At 59.8% G+C, this 13367-nt stretch carries 12 protein-coding genes and 1 tRNA gene; 7 read left to right on the forward strand and 6 right to left on the reverse strand.

What is annotated here, in order from left to right; translation table 11 throughout:
- Window positions 1-84: 84 nt before the first annotated feature.
- Window positions 85-1893, reverse strand: a complete 1809-nt coding sequence (gene typA, locus O3303_RS18955) for a translational GTPase TypA (protein ID WP_269559935.1) — start codon at window positions 1891-1893, stop codon at window positions 85-87.
- 254 nt (window positions 1894-2147) lie between these two features.
- Here typA and msrB point away from each other — a divergent pair, with 254 nt between their 5' ends.
- The 3 genes from msrB to O3303_RS18970 all read left to right on the forward strand — a co-directional run bounded on the left by msrB (window position 2148) and on the right by O3303_RS18970 (window position 4172).
- Window positions 2148-2726: a peptide-methionine (R)-S-oxide reductase MsrB gene (gene msrB, locus O3303_RS18960; RefSeq protein ID WP_269559936.1), complete on the forward strand. Its 579-nt coding sequence runs from the start codon at window positions 2148-2150 to the stop codon at window positions 2724-2726.
- 207 nt (window positions 2727-2933) lie between these two features.
- Window positions 2934-3731, forward strand: coding sequence for a DUF3050 domain-containing protein (locus O3303_RS18965; RefSeq protein ID WP_269559937.1), 798 nt, complete (start codon window positions 2934-2936; stop codon window positions 3729-3731).
- A gap of 84 nt (window positions 3732-3815) precedes the next feature.
- Window positions 3816-4172 carry a hypothetical protein gene (locus O3303_RS18970; RefSeq protein WP_269559938.1) on the forward strand — a complete coding sequence of 119 codons (357 nt, stop codon included), beginning with the start codon at window positions 3816-3818 and terminating at the stop codon, window positions 4170-4172.
- Window positions 4173-4255: 83 nt separating this feature from the next.
- On the opposite strand, the gene O3303_RS18975 is transcribed toward O3303_RS18970, so the two are convergent.
- Entirely contained in the window at window positions 4256-4891 is a 636-nt protein-coding gene (locus O3303_RS18975; protein WP_269559939.1) for a hypothetical protein, read from the reverse strand.
- A 276-nt stretch (window positions 4892-5167) separates the two neighbouring features.
- Between O3303_RS18975 and metG the strand changes: the two genes are divergently transcribed.
- Complete coding sequence (gene metG, locus O3303_RS18980) at window positions 5168-7213, forward strand: methionine--tRNA ligase (protein WP_269559940.1); 2046 nt, start codon at window positions 5168-5170, stop codon at window positions 7211-7213.
- 135 nt (window positions 7214-7348) lie between these two features.
- On the opposite strand, the gene pth is transcribed toward metG, so the two are convergent.
- From pth to O3303_RS19000, 4 genes are all read right to left on the reverse strand, one after another.
- On the reverse strand, window positions 7349-7915 hold the full coding sequence (gene pth / locus O3303_RS18985) for an aminoacyl-tRNA hydrolase (RefSeq protein WP_269559941.1): 567 nt from the start codon (window positions 7913-7915) through the stop codon (window positions 7349-7351).
- 204 nt (window positions 7916-8119) lie between these two features.
- Window positions 8120-8692: a 50S ribosomal protein L25/general stress protein Ctc gene (locus tag O3303_RS18990; RefSeq protein WP_269559942.1), complete on the reverse strand. Its 573-nt coding sequence runs from the start codon at window positions 8690-8692 to the stop codon at window positions 8120-8122.
- A gap of 215 nt (window positions 8693-8907) precedes the next feature.
- The gene (locus tag O3303_RS18995; protein ID WP_269559943.1) at window positions 8908-9837 is read right to left on the reverse strand and encodes a ribose-phosphate pyrophosphokinase; all 930 of its coding nucleotides are present in this window, start codon (window positions 9835-9837) and stop codon (window positions 8908-8910) included.
- A 191-nt stretch (window positions 9838-10028) separates the two neighbouring features.
- Window positions 10029-10101, reverse strand: a tRNA-Gln gene (locus O3303_RS19000).
- Window positions 10102-10378: 277 nt separating this feature from the next.
- On the opposite strand from O3303_RS19000, the gene atpD reads away from it, so the two are divergent.
- The 3 genes from atpD to O3303_RS19015 all read left to right on the forward strand — a co-directional run bounded on the left by atpD (window position 10379) and on the right by O3303_RS19015 (window position 13315).
- Window positions 10379-11884, forward strand: a complete 1506-nt coding sequence (atpD, locus tag O3303_RS19005) for a F0F1 ATP synthase subunit beta (protein WP_269559944.1) — start codon at window positions 10379-10381, stop codon at window positions 11882-11884.
- A 139-nt stretch (window positions 11885-12023) separates the two neighbouring features.
- Window positions 12024-12263, forward strand: a complete 240-nt coding sequence (atpC, locus tag O3303_RS19010) for an ATP synthase F1 subunit epsilon (protein WP_044013995.1) — start codon at window positions 12024-12026, stop codon at window positions 12261-12263.
- Window positions 12264-12430: 167 nt separating this feature from the next.
- Entirely contained in the window at window positions 12431-13315 is an 885-nt protein-coding gene (locus O3303_RS19015) for a tetratricopeptide repeat protein (protein WP_269559945.1), read from the forward strand.
- Window positions 13316-13367 lie beyond the last annotated feature (52 nt).

The following is a 13367-nucleotide window of genomic DNA, read 5'->3' on the forward strand; positions in this document are numbered from 1 at the left end:
ATCAGCTCATTACCAAGCAAGTCCGGCAATAAAAAAGGGGAGCAGCCACCGGCTGCTCCCCTTTGCAAACTAGCTGACGGGCAGTTAGTCTACTTTCTTGGCCGAGCGCAGACGCTCGTTTTCGTCGAGCAGAATTTTGCGCATCCGGATCGACTTCGGCGTTACCTCCAGGTATTCATCCTTCTGGATGTATTCCATGGCTTCTTCCAGCGAGAACTGGCGCTTCGGGATGATCTTGGCGTTGTCGTCGGTGCCCGACGCGCGCATGTTGGTGAGCTTCTTGCCTTTCTGGATGTTGATGGTCAGGTCGTTGGGGCGGGTGTGCTCGCCGATAACCTGGCCGGCGTATACCTCTTCGCCCGGATCAACAAAGAATTCGCCACGGTCCTGCATCTTGTCGATGGTGTAAGCGGTACCAACACCGGTATCCATCGAAATCAGCGAGCCGGCAATACGGCCGGGGATTACGCCTTTGTGCGGCTCGTAGGCCGAGAAGCGGTGGTTCATGATGGCCTCACCAGCGGTGGCCGTCAGCACGTTGTTACGCAGGCCGATCAGGCCGCGGGCCGGAATGTTGAACTCCAGGTGCTGCAGGTCGCCCTTAGGCTCCATGATGGTCAGCTCACCCTTACGCATCGTCACCAGCTCGATTACCTTGCCGGCCGTCGTCTCGGGTACGTCCACTACCAGGTGCTCAATCGGCTCCAGACGGTGGCCTTTGTCGTCTTCCTGGAACAGTACCTGGGGCTGGCCTACCTGCAGTTCGAACCCTTCGCGACGCATGGTCTCGATGAGTACCGACAAGTGAAGAATACCGCGGCCGTACACGAGGAACGTGTCTTCCTTATCGGTTTCCTTTACGCGCAGGGCCAGGTTTTTCTCGGTTTCCTTGAACAGACGGTCACGCAGGTGACGCGAGGTCACGAATTTACCTTCCTTACCGAAGAACGGCGAGTTGTTGATGGTGAACAGCATGTTCATCGTCGGCTCGTCGATGCTGATAACGGCGAGGCCCTCGGGGTTATCGGCGTCAGCCAGCGTATCGCCGATGTCGAAGCCTTCGATGCCGGTTACGGCGCAGATTTCGCCGGAGCTAACCTCGGAAACCTTGGTGCGGCCGAGGCCTTCGAACACCTGCAGCTCCTTGATTTTTACTTTCTTGATGGTGCCATCACGCTTCACGAGGCTCATGTTGGCGCCTTCCTTCAGCGTACCGCGGTGCACGCGGCCGATGGCGATACGGCCCACGAACGACGAGTAGTCGAGCGAGGTAACCTGCATCTGGGGCGTGCCGTCCAGGGTAGGAGCGGGAGGGATGGAAGCCACAACCGCGTCGAGCAGCGGAATAATGTTGTCGGTCTTCACCTTCCAGTCGGTGCTCATCCAGCCCTGCTTCGAAGAGCCGTACAGCGTCACGAAATCCAGCTGGTCTTCCGAAGCACCCAGGTTGAACATGAGGTCGAACACCTGCTCGTACACCTCGTCGGGACGGCAGTTTTCTTTGTCGACTTTGTTCACCACCACGATGGGCTTCAGGCCCAGGTCGATGGCTTTGCCCAGTACGAAGCGGGTCTGGGGCATGGCACCTTCGAAGGCATCGACGAGCAGCAAAACGCCGTCGGCCATTTTCAGTACGCGCTCCACCTCGCCGCCGAAGTCGGCGTGACCAGGGGTGTCGATGATGTTGATTTTAACGTCCTTGTAACGTACCGATACGTTCTTGGAGACGATGGTAATGCCCCGCTCACGCTCCAGGTCATTGTTGTCCAGAATCAGGTCGTCGAACTGCTGGTGCTCGTCGAACAGCTTGGAGGCGTGGATGATCTTGTCCACGAGCGTCGTTTTGCCGTGGTCAACGTGGGCGATAATGGCGATGTTCCGAATGTTCTGCATACAAAGGTTTTTCCGGGTGCAAAGGTACGGAATGTTTGTCGCAAATAAATTACAGTAATCAATTGTTAATGAGTGAGGAAGAAACGGGCAGCAGCAACAGGCCAACTGATTGGGCTGCTGAGCCCTGGCCCGGCGCTTCCGGAAGATTGCGACCCGCAAGGCCGAACCAGCGCCCGGTTGCGTATGTTCTAGCCGCAGCCGCTCCAAAGTGGCCCTGTGCTTTCATTTTCACCTGTTTTTCTTTTCCTCGCCTCATGCGCTCCTCCCTCCTGATTATGCTGCTGTCGGTGCTGACCCTGAACACGGCCTGCTCGCAGAAAAAAACTGCCCGCACCGATACCAAAATGGACGCCGCCGATTCGCCCCGGTCCGCCACGGCTCCTTCCGGCGCGGCAAAAGCCTACCCCAAACCCAAGCCCATAACCGGCAAGCCCGACGAGTTTCCGGTGCGCAAAACCGACGCGCAGTGGAAAGCCCAGCTCACCAAGGAGCAGTACTACATCCTGCGCGAGCAGGGCACCGAGCGGCCCTTCAACAACCCCTACCACGACAACCACGAGAAGGGCAACTACTACTGTGCCGCCGACCACAACCTGTTGTTCTCCTCGGAAACCAAGTTTGAGTCGGGCACCGGCTGGCCCAGCTTCTGGGCGCCGGCCACCGAAAACAGCCTGAAAGTAACCGCCGACAACACCATGGGCATGAGCCGCGACGAGCTGGTGTGCGCCAAGTGCGGCGGCCACCTCGGCCACGTCTTCAACGACGGCCCCAAGCCCACCGGCCAGCGCTACTGCATGGATTCCTACGGCATGGTGTTCGAGAAAGCCAAATAAGGTAGTTGTCAGTTGCTGGTTGTCAGTTGTTAGTCGATGAGCGTACTTTCTGACAACTGACAACTGACAACTGACAACTAATTTTGCGTCCGGCCTGCTAGCAACCTAAGCCAGCGGGCCGTTTCGTTTGTTATAGTCGCAAGCTGTGGTTGGCGCATTTTTCACCAGCCACAGGAATCTTTGCAATCCAATCAATCCGCGATTCTCATGTCCACTCAAGTTCATTCTGATGCCATCGCCGGCCTGCAGGGGGCCCTTGCCCCGGCCCGGCAGCAGCTGGTAGCCCACGGCGTGTACCAGTCGTTGCACTCGCTCGCCGATCTGCGCGTGTTTATGCAGCACCACGTGTTTGCCGTCTGGGATTTTATGTCGCTGCTGAAGGCCTTGCAGCGGGAACTGACCTGCGTGGAGGTGCCGTGGGTGCCCCGCGGCAACCCCGCCACGCGCCGCCTCATCAACGACATCGTGCTGGAAGAGGAAACCGACGTTGACCCCGAAGGCCATCCGTCCAGCCACTTCGAACTGTACCTGCGCTCCATGCGCGAGTGCGGCGCCGATACCGCCCCCATTGAGCGCCTGCTGGCCGCCCTGGCGCAGGGCGCCACCGTAGCGCAGGCCCTGGAAGCGGCCGACGCGCCAGCCACAGTGCGCGAATTCGTGCTTGATACGTTCCGCATCATCGAGTCGGGCCAGCCGCACGCCGTGGCCGCCGCCTTCACGTTTGGCCGCGAAGACGTCATTCCCGACATGTTCCGCCACCTCGTGCACGACCTGCGCCAGCGCTTCCCCGGCCAACTCGACACCTTTACGTACTACCTGGACCGCCACATCCAGCTCGACGAGGAGGTGCACACGCCTTTGGCCCAGCAAATGGTGCGCGACCTATGCGCCGACGATGCCACCCGCTGGCAGCAGGCCGAGGCAACCGCCGTGCGTTGCATGCAGGCCCGCGTGGGCCTCTGGGACGGAATTCGGGCGGCGCTGGCGGTGCCGGTGGCCGGGTAGTGCCAGCCGGGCCAACCCAACAGGGCCGTAAGTCGTTGTAAGGAAAGCCGCGCCAGCTTCGGAGCGGCCGGCTTTCTCTGCTTTATGAAAACGATTCGTGTTTATCCGTTGTGCGGGTTGCTGCTGCTCGGCGCTTCAGGCGTGCTGAGTGCTTGCTTTACGTCGCAGGAAACCTCCAATGAGGTGGCCCGTCCCACGGCCATGCCGGCCGAAATCCGCACCGACGCCGACCGGCAGGCGGCCTACAACAGCGGTGGTGGTTACGGGGGCTCCGTACCCGACGCTACGCCGGGCCGCGTGCAGCTTGGCGAGCAAGCCAGCGGCATCAACTCGCGCAAGCGTCCGGAAAGCCTCAATACCAACGAAGCCAACACCACCTCGCAGGAAACCCGCCTGCGCCGCCTCAATGGCGCCCCGGTAGACACCGTACGGCGGCCATAGATTATCGGTGCCCCATACATGCAATGGCCCGCTGCTTCCTAAGAAGCAGCGGGCCATTGTATTAGGCAGAGCAGGCGCAACGGCTAGGCGTCAGGCGAGTCGGAAGTAGCTGGGGCGCTGTTGGCGCCGGTAGCGGCTGGCTTGGGTGCCGCGGCCGTGCGTGAACGGGTGGCTGCGGGCTTTGCTGCAGGTTTGGCAGCGGCGGGTTTGCTGGCGGCAGTTGGTTTCGTGGCCGGGGCTTTTGCGGCTGGCTGCGAGCGGGAAGCAGCTGGCTTGGCCGCCGACTTGGCCGCCGGGCGCGCGGCTGGTTTGGCCGCAGCGGCTGTAGTTGGGTCAGATTCGGTGGAGATGCTGTCGGAGGCGGCAGCGGTGCCGTTTTCGTGACGGCGAACTATCGTGTGCAGCGCCTGCTCAAACAGGTGCTCCATGTCGGCGTCGAGGCGCTGGTTGGCATCTTTCACCACTTCCTGCAGCTTGGCTTTTGCTTCCTTGCGGATGCGCTTCACCACCTCGCTGATGCGGCCATCCAGCTCCTTCTGCAGCTGCTTGGCCGCCGATTTCAGGGCCTTCTTCTGCGAGGCCTTCTTGCCGGAGCCGGTGTCAGAAAGGGCGCTGGAAGTGGCCTTGGCAGCTTTAGCGGCTTTGCGCTGGGTTTTTTCGGCCGGATCTTTTTCCTTCTTGACTTTTTTGGCAGGTTTCTCCTGGTCGGGGTTTTTCATGATTTGAAAGATTAGGGAGGGGGAGGTTGGTGGCCCGTAGTACGCAAAATGCCGCCGTCGGTATCCGAAATATAGAAGGATTAATAGGTAATGTTGCTGACCACATCATTCCGCTGCCTGGCGGCCGCCTTGCCATCAATCGGTTGCGGTAGTCTGGCGCTGGTATAGTTCAGGCAAACCAACCGGCGGCATTCCTCTTTATTCCTCGTTCCTTTGCACTCCCGTTGGCTTTCCGGCCGCGGTTTTCTCTTGCTTTAGTTGCTTTCTGCCCCCGATATGGCCTCTCTTCCCCAACGCTACACCGTTACGGCCGCGCTGCCCTACGCCAATGGCCCCGTGCACATCGGCCACCTAGCCGGCGTGTACCTGCCCGCCGACATCTACGTGCGCTACCTGCGCGCCCAGCAGCGCGACGTAAAATTCATCTGCGGCTCCGACGAGCACGGTGTGCCCATCACCATCCGGGCCCAGAAGGAGGGCGTCACGCCCCAGCAGGTAGTCGATAAATACCATGCCATCATCCGCGACTCGTTCCAGGATTTCGGCGTGTCGTTCGATATCTACTCGCGTACATCCAATGCCACCCACGCCGAGGTAGCCAGCGGCTTCTTCAAGAAGCTCTACGAGGAAGGCAAGTTCATCGAGCAGACTTCTGAGCAGTACTATGACGAGAAGGCCGACCAGTTTCTGGCCGACCGCTACATCGTGGGTACCTGCCCCAACTGCGGCAACGAAAACGCCTACGGCGACCAGTGCGAGAAGTGCGGCACCTCGCTCAGCCCCACCGAGCTCATCAACCCGCGCTCCATGCTCTCGGGCAACCACCCCGTGCTGCGCGAAACCAAGCACTGGTACCTGCCCCTCGACCAATACGAGCCCTGGCTGCGCGAGTGGATTGTGGAAGGCCACAAGCAGGACTGGAAAGCCAACGTGTACGGCCAGTGCAAGAGCTGGATTGATCAGGGCCTGCACCCGCGCGCCGTTACTCGCGACCTGGACTGGGGCGTGCCCGTGCCGGTGGCCGGGGCCGAGGGCAAGGTACTCTACGTGTGGTTTGATGCGCCCATCGGCTACATCTCGGCCACCAAGGACCTGCTGCCCAACACCTGGGAAACCTACTGGAAAGACCCCGAAACCAAGCTGGTGCACTTCATCGGCAAGGATAACATCGTGTTCCACTGCATCATCTTCCCCACGATGCTCAAGGCCCACGGCGACTATATCCTGCCCGATAACGTGCCCGCCAACGAGTTCCTGAACCTGGAAGGCGACAAAATCAGCACGAGCCGCAACTGGGCCGTGTGGCTGCACGAGTACCTGCAGGATTTCCCCGGCCAGGCCGACGTGCTGCGCTACGTGCTCTGCGCCAACGCCCCCGAAACCAAGGACAACGACTTCACCTGGAAGGATTTCCAGGCCCGTAACAACAACGAGCTGGTGGCCAACCTCGGCAACTTCGTGAACCGGGCCGTGGTGCTCACCCACAAGTTCTTCGAAGGCAAAGTACCCGCCGCCGTGGGCTTCACCACCGAGGACGAGGACGTGCTGCGTCAGCTGCAGGAGTTCCCGGCCCGCATCGGCGAGTTGATTGACAACTACCGCTTCCGCGACGCCCTGAACGAGCTGATGAACCTCTCGCGCCTCGGCAACAAGTACCTGGCCGACCAGGAGCCCTGGAAGCTCATCAAAACCGACGAGGCCCGCACTGGCACCGTGCTGCACGTGTCGCTGCAGCTGGCCGCCGCCCTGGTCACGCTGCTGGAGCCCTTCCTGCCCGAAGCCGCCGCCCGCCTGGGTGGCATGCTCAACACCGAGAAAGGCACCTGGCCCCAGGCCGGCCGCCCCGACGCGCTGCCTGCCGGCCACCAGCTGGCCGAAGCCGCGCTGCTGTTCACTAAAATCGAGGACGCCACCGTAGAAGCCCAGGTGCAGAAGCTGCTCGACACCAAGAAAGCCAACGAGCTGGCCGCCGCCGTATCCGCTCCCGCAAAAGAGGATGTGAGCTTCGAGCAGTTCCAGCAGATGGACCTGCGTATCGGCACCATCGTAGCCGCTGAGAAGGTCGCCAAAACCAAAAAGCTGCTCAAGCTATCGGTTGACCTCGGTTTCGAGGAGCCCCGCACCATCGTCTCGGGCATTGCCGAGCACTTCCTGCCCGAGGCCCTTATCGGCCAGCAGGTGCAGGTGCTGCTCAACCTTGCCCCCCGCGAAATCAAGGGTATACAAAGCCAGGGCATGCTCCTGATGGCCGAAAACGCTGACGGCGTGCTTAGCCTGATGCAGCCCAGCAGCCCCGTACGCCCCGGCAGTTCGGTAGCGTAGGAGCGCGTTGCACGCGCCCGGTGGTTGCGAGCCACAAACGTCGTTCTACAAGCAAAAAAGCCAGTTTCTACGCATGTAGAAACTGGCTTTTTCCTGTTGGATAGCTAATGCCGGGCGGGCGCGTGCAACGCGCCCCTACTTCACGTTCACCACGTTCATGGCGCGCTCCACGCCCATTGCCCCGAAGGCCAGCACGGCTTCGGCAGCTTTTTCCAGGCGGCCTTCCAGGTCAATATTTTCATCCGCCGAGAACGGGCTGAGCACGTAATCCACCTGCCGGCCCTTCGAGAAACTGGAGTCGATGCCGAAGCGCAGGCGGGCGTATTCGTCGGAGCCCAGGGTTTCCTGGATGTGCTTGAGACCGTTCTGGCCGCCGGCCGAGCCTTTGGCTTTCAGCCGCAGCTTGCCAAAGGGCAAAGCCAGGTCGTCGGTGACGACCAACATCTGCTCTTTCGTAAGCTTGAGCGTGCTGAGCCAGTGGGCCGCTGCTTTGCCGCTTAGGTTCATGTAGGTGGTGGGCTTCACCAGCACGTAGGTGTGGCCTTTGTGCTTGATTTCGGTGGTGAAGGCGTGGCGGCCCAGCTGCCAGGGCGCGGCATCGTGCTTGCGGGCCAAGTAGTCGCCCACCATGAAGCCCACGTTGTGGCGCGTATTAGCGTATTCCGGCCCGATGTTGCCCAGGCACAGCACAAGAAACTTCATATCACGGATTTAGACGGATTCTTCGGATTTCACGGATGCAAGGTTGCGCGGCCGGCCCAGCGGGAGCCTGCTGGCTCGGCCGTGCAACGCACACAAAAAAAGCCGCCCTGCGAGCAGGACGGCTTTTTGGGTTGGAATGGCAGGTACGCCGCGTCGTCCACAAAATCCGTGAAATCCGCTTACATCCGTGCCAATCCGTGATCCTTATTTGTCGGCCGACATCTGGCCTTTCAGCGCACGTGGGATAGCCACGGTAGCAATCGGCGCCTGCTCGTTGGTCAGGATGGTGTAGTTGTTAGGGACTACTTTGTTCACCTTGATCGACTTGCCGAGAGCCAGCTCCGAAATGTCCACTTCTACGTATTCGGGCAGGTTTTCGGGGGTAGCACGCACTTTGATTTTGCGCAGCTTGCTCACCAGTTTGCCACCGGCCAGCACGCCTGGCGAAACGCCTACATACTTTACTGGAACGTCCATCTTCACTTCTTTGCCTTCCTGCAGCTCCAGGAAGTCAACGTGCAGCAGCATTTCGTTCACGGGGTGGAACTGAGCATCCTGCACGATGGCGCTGTAGTGCGTGCCTTCCACGTTCAGGTCCACGATGTGAACTTCGGGCGTGTACAGCAATTCGCGGAAGAGGATAGCGGGGGCGGAGAAGTGAACCTGCTCTGCACCACCGTACAGTACGCATGGTACGTACGATTCCAGGCGGATAGCCTTGGCGTCCTTCTTACCGAGATTCGCTCTTTTAAACCCTACAATCTCGAGGCTTTTCATAAAAGTGTGCTTTTGAGGAAAAAACGCTTACCCAAAGCAGGCAAACGGGCCGCAAAGATAAGCGGATAGTTTGGGAAATGGTTGTGGTTTCGCAAACAATTGTCATCCTGAGCGGAGCGAAGGACCTTATCACGCAAGAACGATTGGCGTGCCAACGACTTGTAGTGGCGTGATAAGATCCTTCGCTCTGCTCAGGATGACAGAAGAGACGTTCCCTACACGAACAACGAGCTAATCGACTCGTGCGACACGACATTGTGGATGGCCTGCGCAAACAGCTGCGCCAAGGAAATTACCTTGATTTTGGGGTTCTCCTGCTTCAGCGGAATCGTGTCGGTGATGACCAGTTCCTCCAGCGCCGAGTTCAGAATCCGCTCGTGGGCCGGGCCCGACAGTACGCCGTGCGTAATTACGGCCCGTACCGATTTGGCGCCGCGCTCCATCAGCAGCTCGGCAGCCTTGCAGATGGTGCCGGCCGTATCAACGATGTCATCCACGAGCACCACGTTCATGCCGGTTACGTCGCCGATTACCTGCATCGAGGCAATTTCGTTGGCCCGCAGACGCATCTTGTCACAGACTACGATTTCGGCCCCGAACTTCTTGGCGAAGCCACGGGTGCGCACCACGCCGCCCACGTCGGGCGAGGCGAAGATGAGGTTTTCGAGGTTGAGCGACTTTATATAAGGGGCCGTGACGGTGGCGCCGTCCAGATGATCGACGGGAATATCGAAGAAGCCCTGAATCTGGCCGGCGTGCAGGTCGCAGGTCATCAGACGGTCGGTGCCCACGCTTTGCACGAAGTCGGCCACCACTTTGGCGCCGATGCTTACGCGGGGCTTGTCTTTGCGGTCCTGGCGGGCGTAGCCGTAGTAGGGCATCACCACGGTAACGGAGGCGGCGGAGGCGCGCTTGGCGGCGTCTACCATCAGCATCAGCTCCATCAGGTTTTCGGCGGGCGGGTTAGTGCTCTGAATCAGGAACACGGCGCAGCCCCGGATGCTTTCATTGAAGCTCGGCCCCAGCTCCGTATCAGCGAAGCGCTGAATGCTCAGGTCGCCGAGCGGCTGGCCGAAAGCTTCGGCAATTTTCAAACCCAGTTCGTGGGAGGCGTTGCCCGCGAATATTTTTACCTGCTGTGACATGGGGTACTTGAAAAGAAGGGAAAGGTGAAAAACGCCTGTCATTCCGAGCGAAGCGAGGAATCCGGGAAAAGTTGGTCAACAACGATGACTCAGATTACGTGCTATGCCCGGAATGGCAGAAACTGAAAAAGCGAAAGGCGCCGACTCTTCCGGGGAGGAAGAATCAGCGCCTTTCGCGTTGGGTTAGTCGGTTGTCCGACCAGGGCTCGAACCTGGACTTTCTTGAATCAAAATCAAGCGTGTTGCCAGTTACACCATCGGACAATTTCCCATCCGTTTCCGTTGCCGGTGTGCCGTTTGGGTTTGCAAATGTAGTACGGCTTTTTTTCAAGGCAAACTTTCGGTGGAAAATTTTTTCAGAAAATTTGGCCTCAGTAGCGTGTAAAAGGCGTTTTGAGGGCTGTGAGTGCCTGATTTTCAGGGTTGGAGGCGTCGGATCAGCGCCGTTAAATTTCTCGAAAAAACCTGCTTTGGCAAAGCGGGTATTAAGCCGTAGTTTTGCGGCCTGAAACGTTGCATCCCACTCCATACATAAAAAGTAATGGCGAATACCGGCAAAATCACCCAGGTTATCGGTCCCGTTGTGGACGTGAGCTTCGCGGGTGAAGGCTCTAAGCTCCCCAACATCCTCGACGCCCTCGAAGTCATCAAAGACAACGGCCAGGTCGTTATCCTGGAGTGCCAGCAGCACCTGGGCGAAGACCGTGTGCGCACCATCGCCATGGACTCGACTGAGGGCCTGACCCGTGGCGCCATCGTGCGCGACCTGGGCGCTCCTATCTCCATGCCCACCGGCGACAGCATCAAGGGCCGTCTGTTCAACGTCATTGGCTACGCCATCGACGGCATTCCACAGCCCACGAGCACCACGCGCCTGCCGATTCACCGCCAGGCTCCGCGCTTCGAAGACCTCGCTACTTCCTCGGAAGTATTCTTCACCGGCATTAAAGTAATCGACTTGCTGGCTCCTTATGTAAAGGGTGGCAAGATTGGTTTGTTTGGTGGTGCCGGCGTAGGCAAAACCGTACTGATTCAGGAGCTGATCAACAACGTAGCCAAGGCCTACTCGGGTCTGTCGGTGTTTGCCGGTGTTGGTGAGCGTACCCGCGAAGGCAATGACCTGCTGCGCGAATTCATCGAAGCCAACATCATTCGCTACGGCGAGGAGTTCAAGCACTCGATGGAAGAAGGCGGCTGGGACCTGAGCAAAGTAGACATGGCTGAGATGGAGAAGTCGCAGGCGACTCTCGTGTTCGGCCAGATGAACGAGCCTCCCGGAGCCCGTGCCCGCGTAGCCCTGTCGGGTCTGACGATTGCCGAAAGCTTCCGCGACGGTGATGGCACCGGCGCTGGCCGCGACATCCTGTTCTTCATCGACAACATCTTCCGCTTCACGCAGGCTGGCTCCGAAGTATCGGCTCTGCTGGGCCGGATGCCGTCGGCCGTAGGTTACCAGCCCACGCTGGCCACCGAAATGGGTGCCATGCAGGAGCGGATTACCTCCACCAAGCGCGGTTCCATCACGTCGGTACAGGCCGTATATGTGCCTGCCGATGACTTGACTGACCCGGCCCCGGCCAACACCTTTGCTCACTTGGATGCCACGACGGTACTGAGCCGCAAAATCGCCGAGCTGGGCATCTATCCAGCCGTTGACCCGCTGGACTCCACCTCGCGCATTCTGTCGGTAGAGGTACTGGGCGAAGAGCACTACAACACCGCTCAGCGCGTGAAAGAGATTCTGCAGCGCTACAAAGAACTGCAGGACATCATCGCCATCCTGGGTATGGACGAACTCTCCGAGGAGGACAAGCAGGTAGTAAACCGCGCCCGCCGCGTGCAGCGCTTCCTGTCGCAGCCCTTCTTCGTGGCTGAGCAGTTCACGGGCCTCAAAGGCGTACTCGTTGACATCAAGGACACCATCCGCGGCTTCAACGAAATCATCGACGGCAAGCACGACCACCTGCCAGAAGCGGCGTTCAACCTGGTGGGCAACATCGAGGATGCCGTAGCCAAAGGTGAGCGTCTGATAGCAGAAGCCAAGTAGTCGTCAGAACGTCAAGCGGAACGTCATGCTGAGCTTGTCGAAGCATCTCTACCGCGCAAGTATTTAATTACTGCTGCGGTAGAGATGCTTCGACAAGCTCAGCATGACGTTCTTTTTTAGCCTGATAATTCCATACATCATGCATTTAGAAATCATCACCCCCGACCGCAAGGTTTTTGAAGGCGAGGTTACGTCGGCGCAGTTTCCGGGTACCGATGGCCTGTTCGAGGTTCTCAACAACCACGCCCCGCTGATTTCGGCCCTGAAAGCCGGCAACGTGGTGCTGAACGGCGGCGCTACTACTTTCCGCATCGACGGTGGGGTGGTAGAGGTGCTGCGCAACAACGTAATCGTGCTGGCAGAAGGCGCTTCGGCGTAAGCGCGGCCCGAAGCAGTTTCAGCAAAGCCCCGTACCTGCCAGCAGGTGCGGGGCTTTGTGCGTCTGGTAGGGGAGGAGGCTGGGGTAGAAATTATGTGGCTTCGCTAACCGGGAAATCTGCCACGGCGCGTAGCTTGCGCCACTCTTTTTACGCTCTGCCAGCTACTGTGCGCGCTATTCTACCCCTGATGGGTTTGCTGCTTGCGGCGGCCCCGGTTGTTGCCCAAACCTTTCCCATTGACTACCGGCGGGCCGCGCAGGCCCAGGATACCGCCAAGCAGCGGCGGGTGCTGGAGGCCTGGCAGCTGAAAGAGCCCAACAACCCCGACCGGTACGTGGCCCAGTTCAACTACCTGCTGCGCAAGTCCTGCCGTGTAGTGGTGAGCACGTCCCCGGCTGCCGGGCGGGGCGTGGCGCTGCAGAAGCAGGATGGCAGTGCCGCCGGCTCTCTCAACGAGGGCTACGAGCCGCGCCTGCTGGAGGCCGCCCGCAACACGCTGCGCGAAGGCATACGGCTGGCCCCGGACCGGCTGGATATGCGGTTTGGGCTGGCCAAGACTTACGAGATGACCCACGAGCCGGCGCCGGAAGTGCAGGTGCTGCGCGAGGCCCTGGCTGCGCGCAAAGCCAGCGGCCAGCCGTGGCGCTGGCAGGAAGGCAAACCTTTGCCGGGGCCGGAAGCAGTTTTTCTGCCCGAAAATCTGGAAGAATACATGTTGCCCTACTGGCAGGCCGACACGCCCGAAGACGCCGAGGTAGCGCGGCAGCTGGCGGAGCTCGTCAGCGAGTATTACCCGGAAAGCTCCCTCGGTCCTTTCAACCTAGCCATGTACCACAGCCTGCATGGGCAGGAGGACAAGGCTTACGCGCTGTATCAGCGGGCCAATGCCAGCAAACCCAACGACTGGCAGACGCTGGCCAACCTCACCCGTCTGGCCATCAACCTCAACCACAAAACCGAAGCTCAGCAGTACCTGGCGGCGCTGCAGAAGCTGCCGGCGGGGCGGCCGGCTGCTGCTCAGCTGGGCAAGGAGGTGCGGCAGATGAAATAGTGCCCGGCTGCAACCAGCGCCGTACTTTGCCGTTGTTTTGCCCCGCGCCCAA

The organism is Hymenobacter canadensis (genome assembly GCF_027359925.1).
GTDB classification, from domain to species: Bacteria; Bacteroidota; Bacteroidia; order Cytophagales; family Hymenobacteraceae; genus Hymenobacter; species Hymenobacter canadensis.

Excerpts from the sequence above, each read along its gene's own strand:
- typA (WP_269559935.1), bottom strand. The coding sequence starts at position 1,893 with ATGCAGAACATTCGGAACATCGCCATTATCGCCCACGTTGACCACGGC.
- msrB (WP_269559936.1), top strand. The coding sequence starts at position 2,148 with ATGCGCTCCTCCCTCCTGATTATGCTGCTGTCGGTGCTGACCCTGAAC.
- O3303_RS18965 (WP_269559937.1), top strand. The coding sequence starts at position 2,934 with ATGTCCACTCAAGTTCATTCTGATGCCATCGCCGGCCTGCAGGGGGCC.
- O3303_RS18970 (WP_269559938.1), top strand. The coding sequence starts at position 3,816 with ATGAAAACGATTCGTGTTTATCCGTTGTGCGGGTTGCTGCTGCTCGGC.
- O3303_RS18975 (WP_269559939.1), bottom strand. The coding sequence starts at position 4,891 with ATGAAAAACCCCGACCAGGAGAAACCTGCCAAAAAAGTCAAGAAGGAA.
- metG (WP_269559940.1), top strand. The coding sequence starts at position 5,168 with ATGGCCTCTCTTCCCCAACGCTACACCGTTACGGCCGCGCTGCCCTAC.
- pth (WP_269559941.1), bottom strand. The coding sequence starts at position 7,915 with ATGAAGTTTCTTGTGCTGTGCCTGGGCAACATCGGGCCGGAATACGCT.
- O3303_RS18990 (WP_269559942.1), bottom strand. The coding sequence starts at position 8,692 with ATGAAAAGCCTCGAGATTGTAGGGTTTAAAAGAGCGAATCTCGGTAAG.
- O3303_RS18995 (WP_269559943.1), bottom strand. The coding sequence starts at position 9,837 with ATGTCACAGCAGGTAAAAATATTCGCGGGCAACGCCTCCCACGAACTG.
- atpD (WP_269559944.1), top strand. The coding sequence starts at position 10,379 with ATGGCGAATACCGGCAAAATCACCCAGGTTATCGGTCCCGTTGTGGAC.
- atpC (WP_044013995.1), top strand. The coding sequence starts at position 12,024 with ATGCATTTAGAAATCATCACCCCCGACCGCAAGGTTTTTGAAGGCGAG.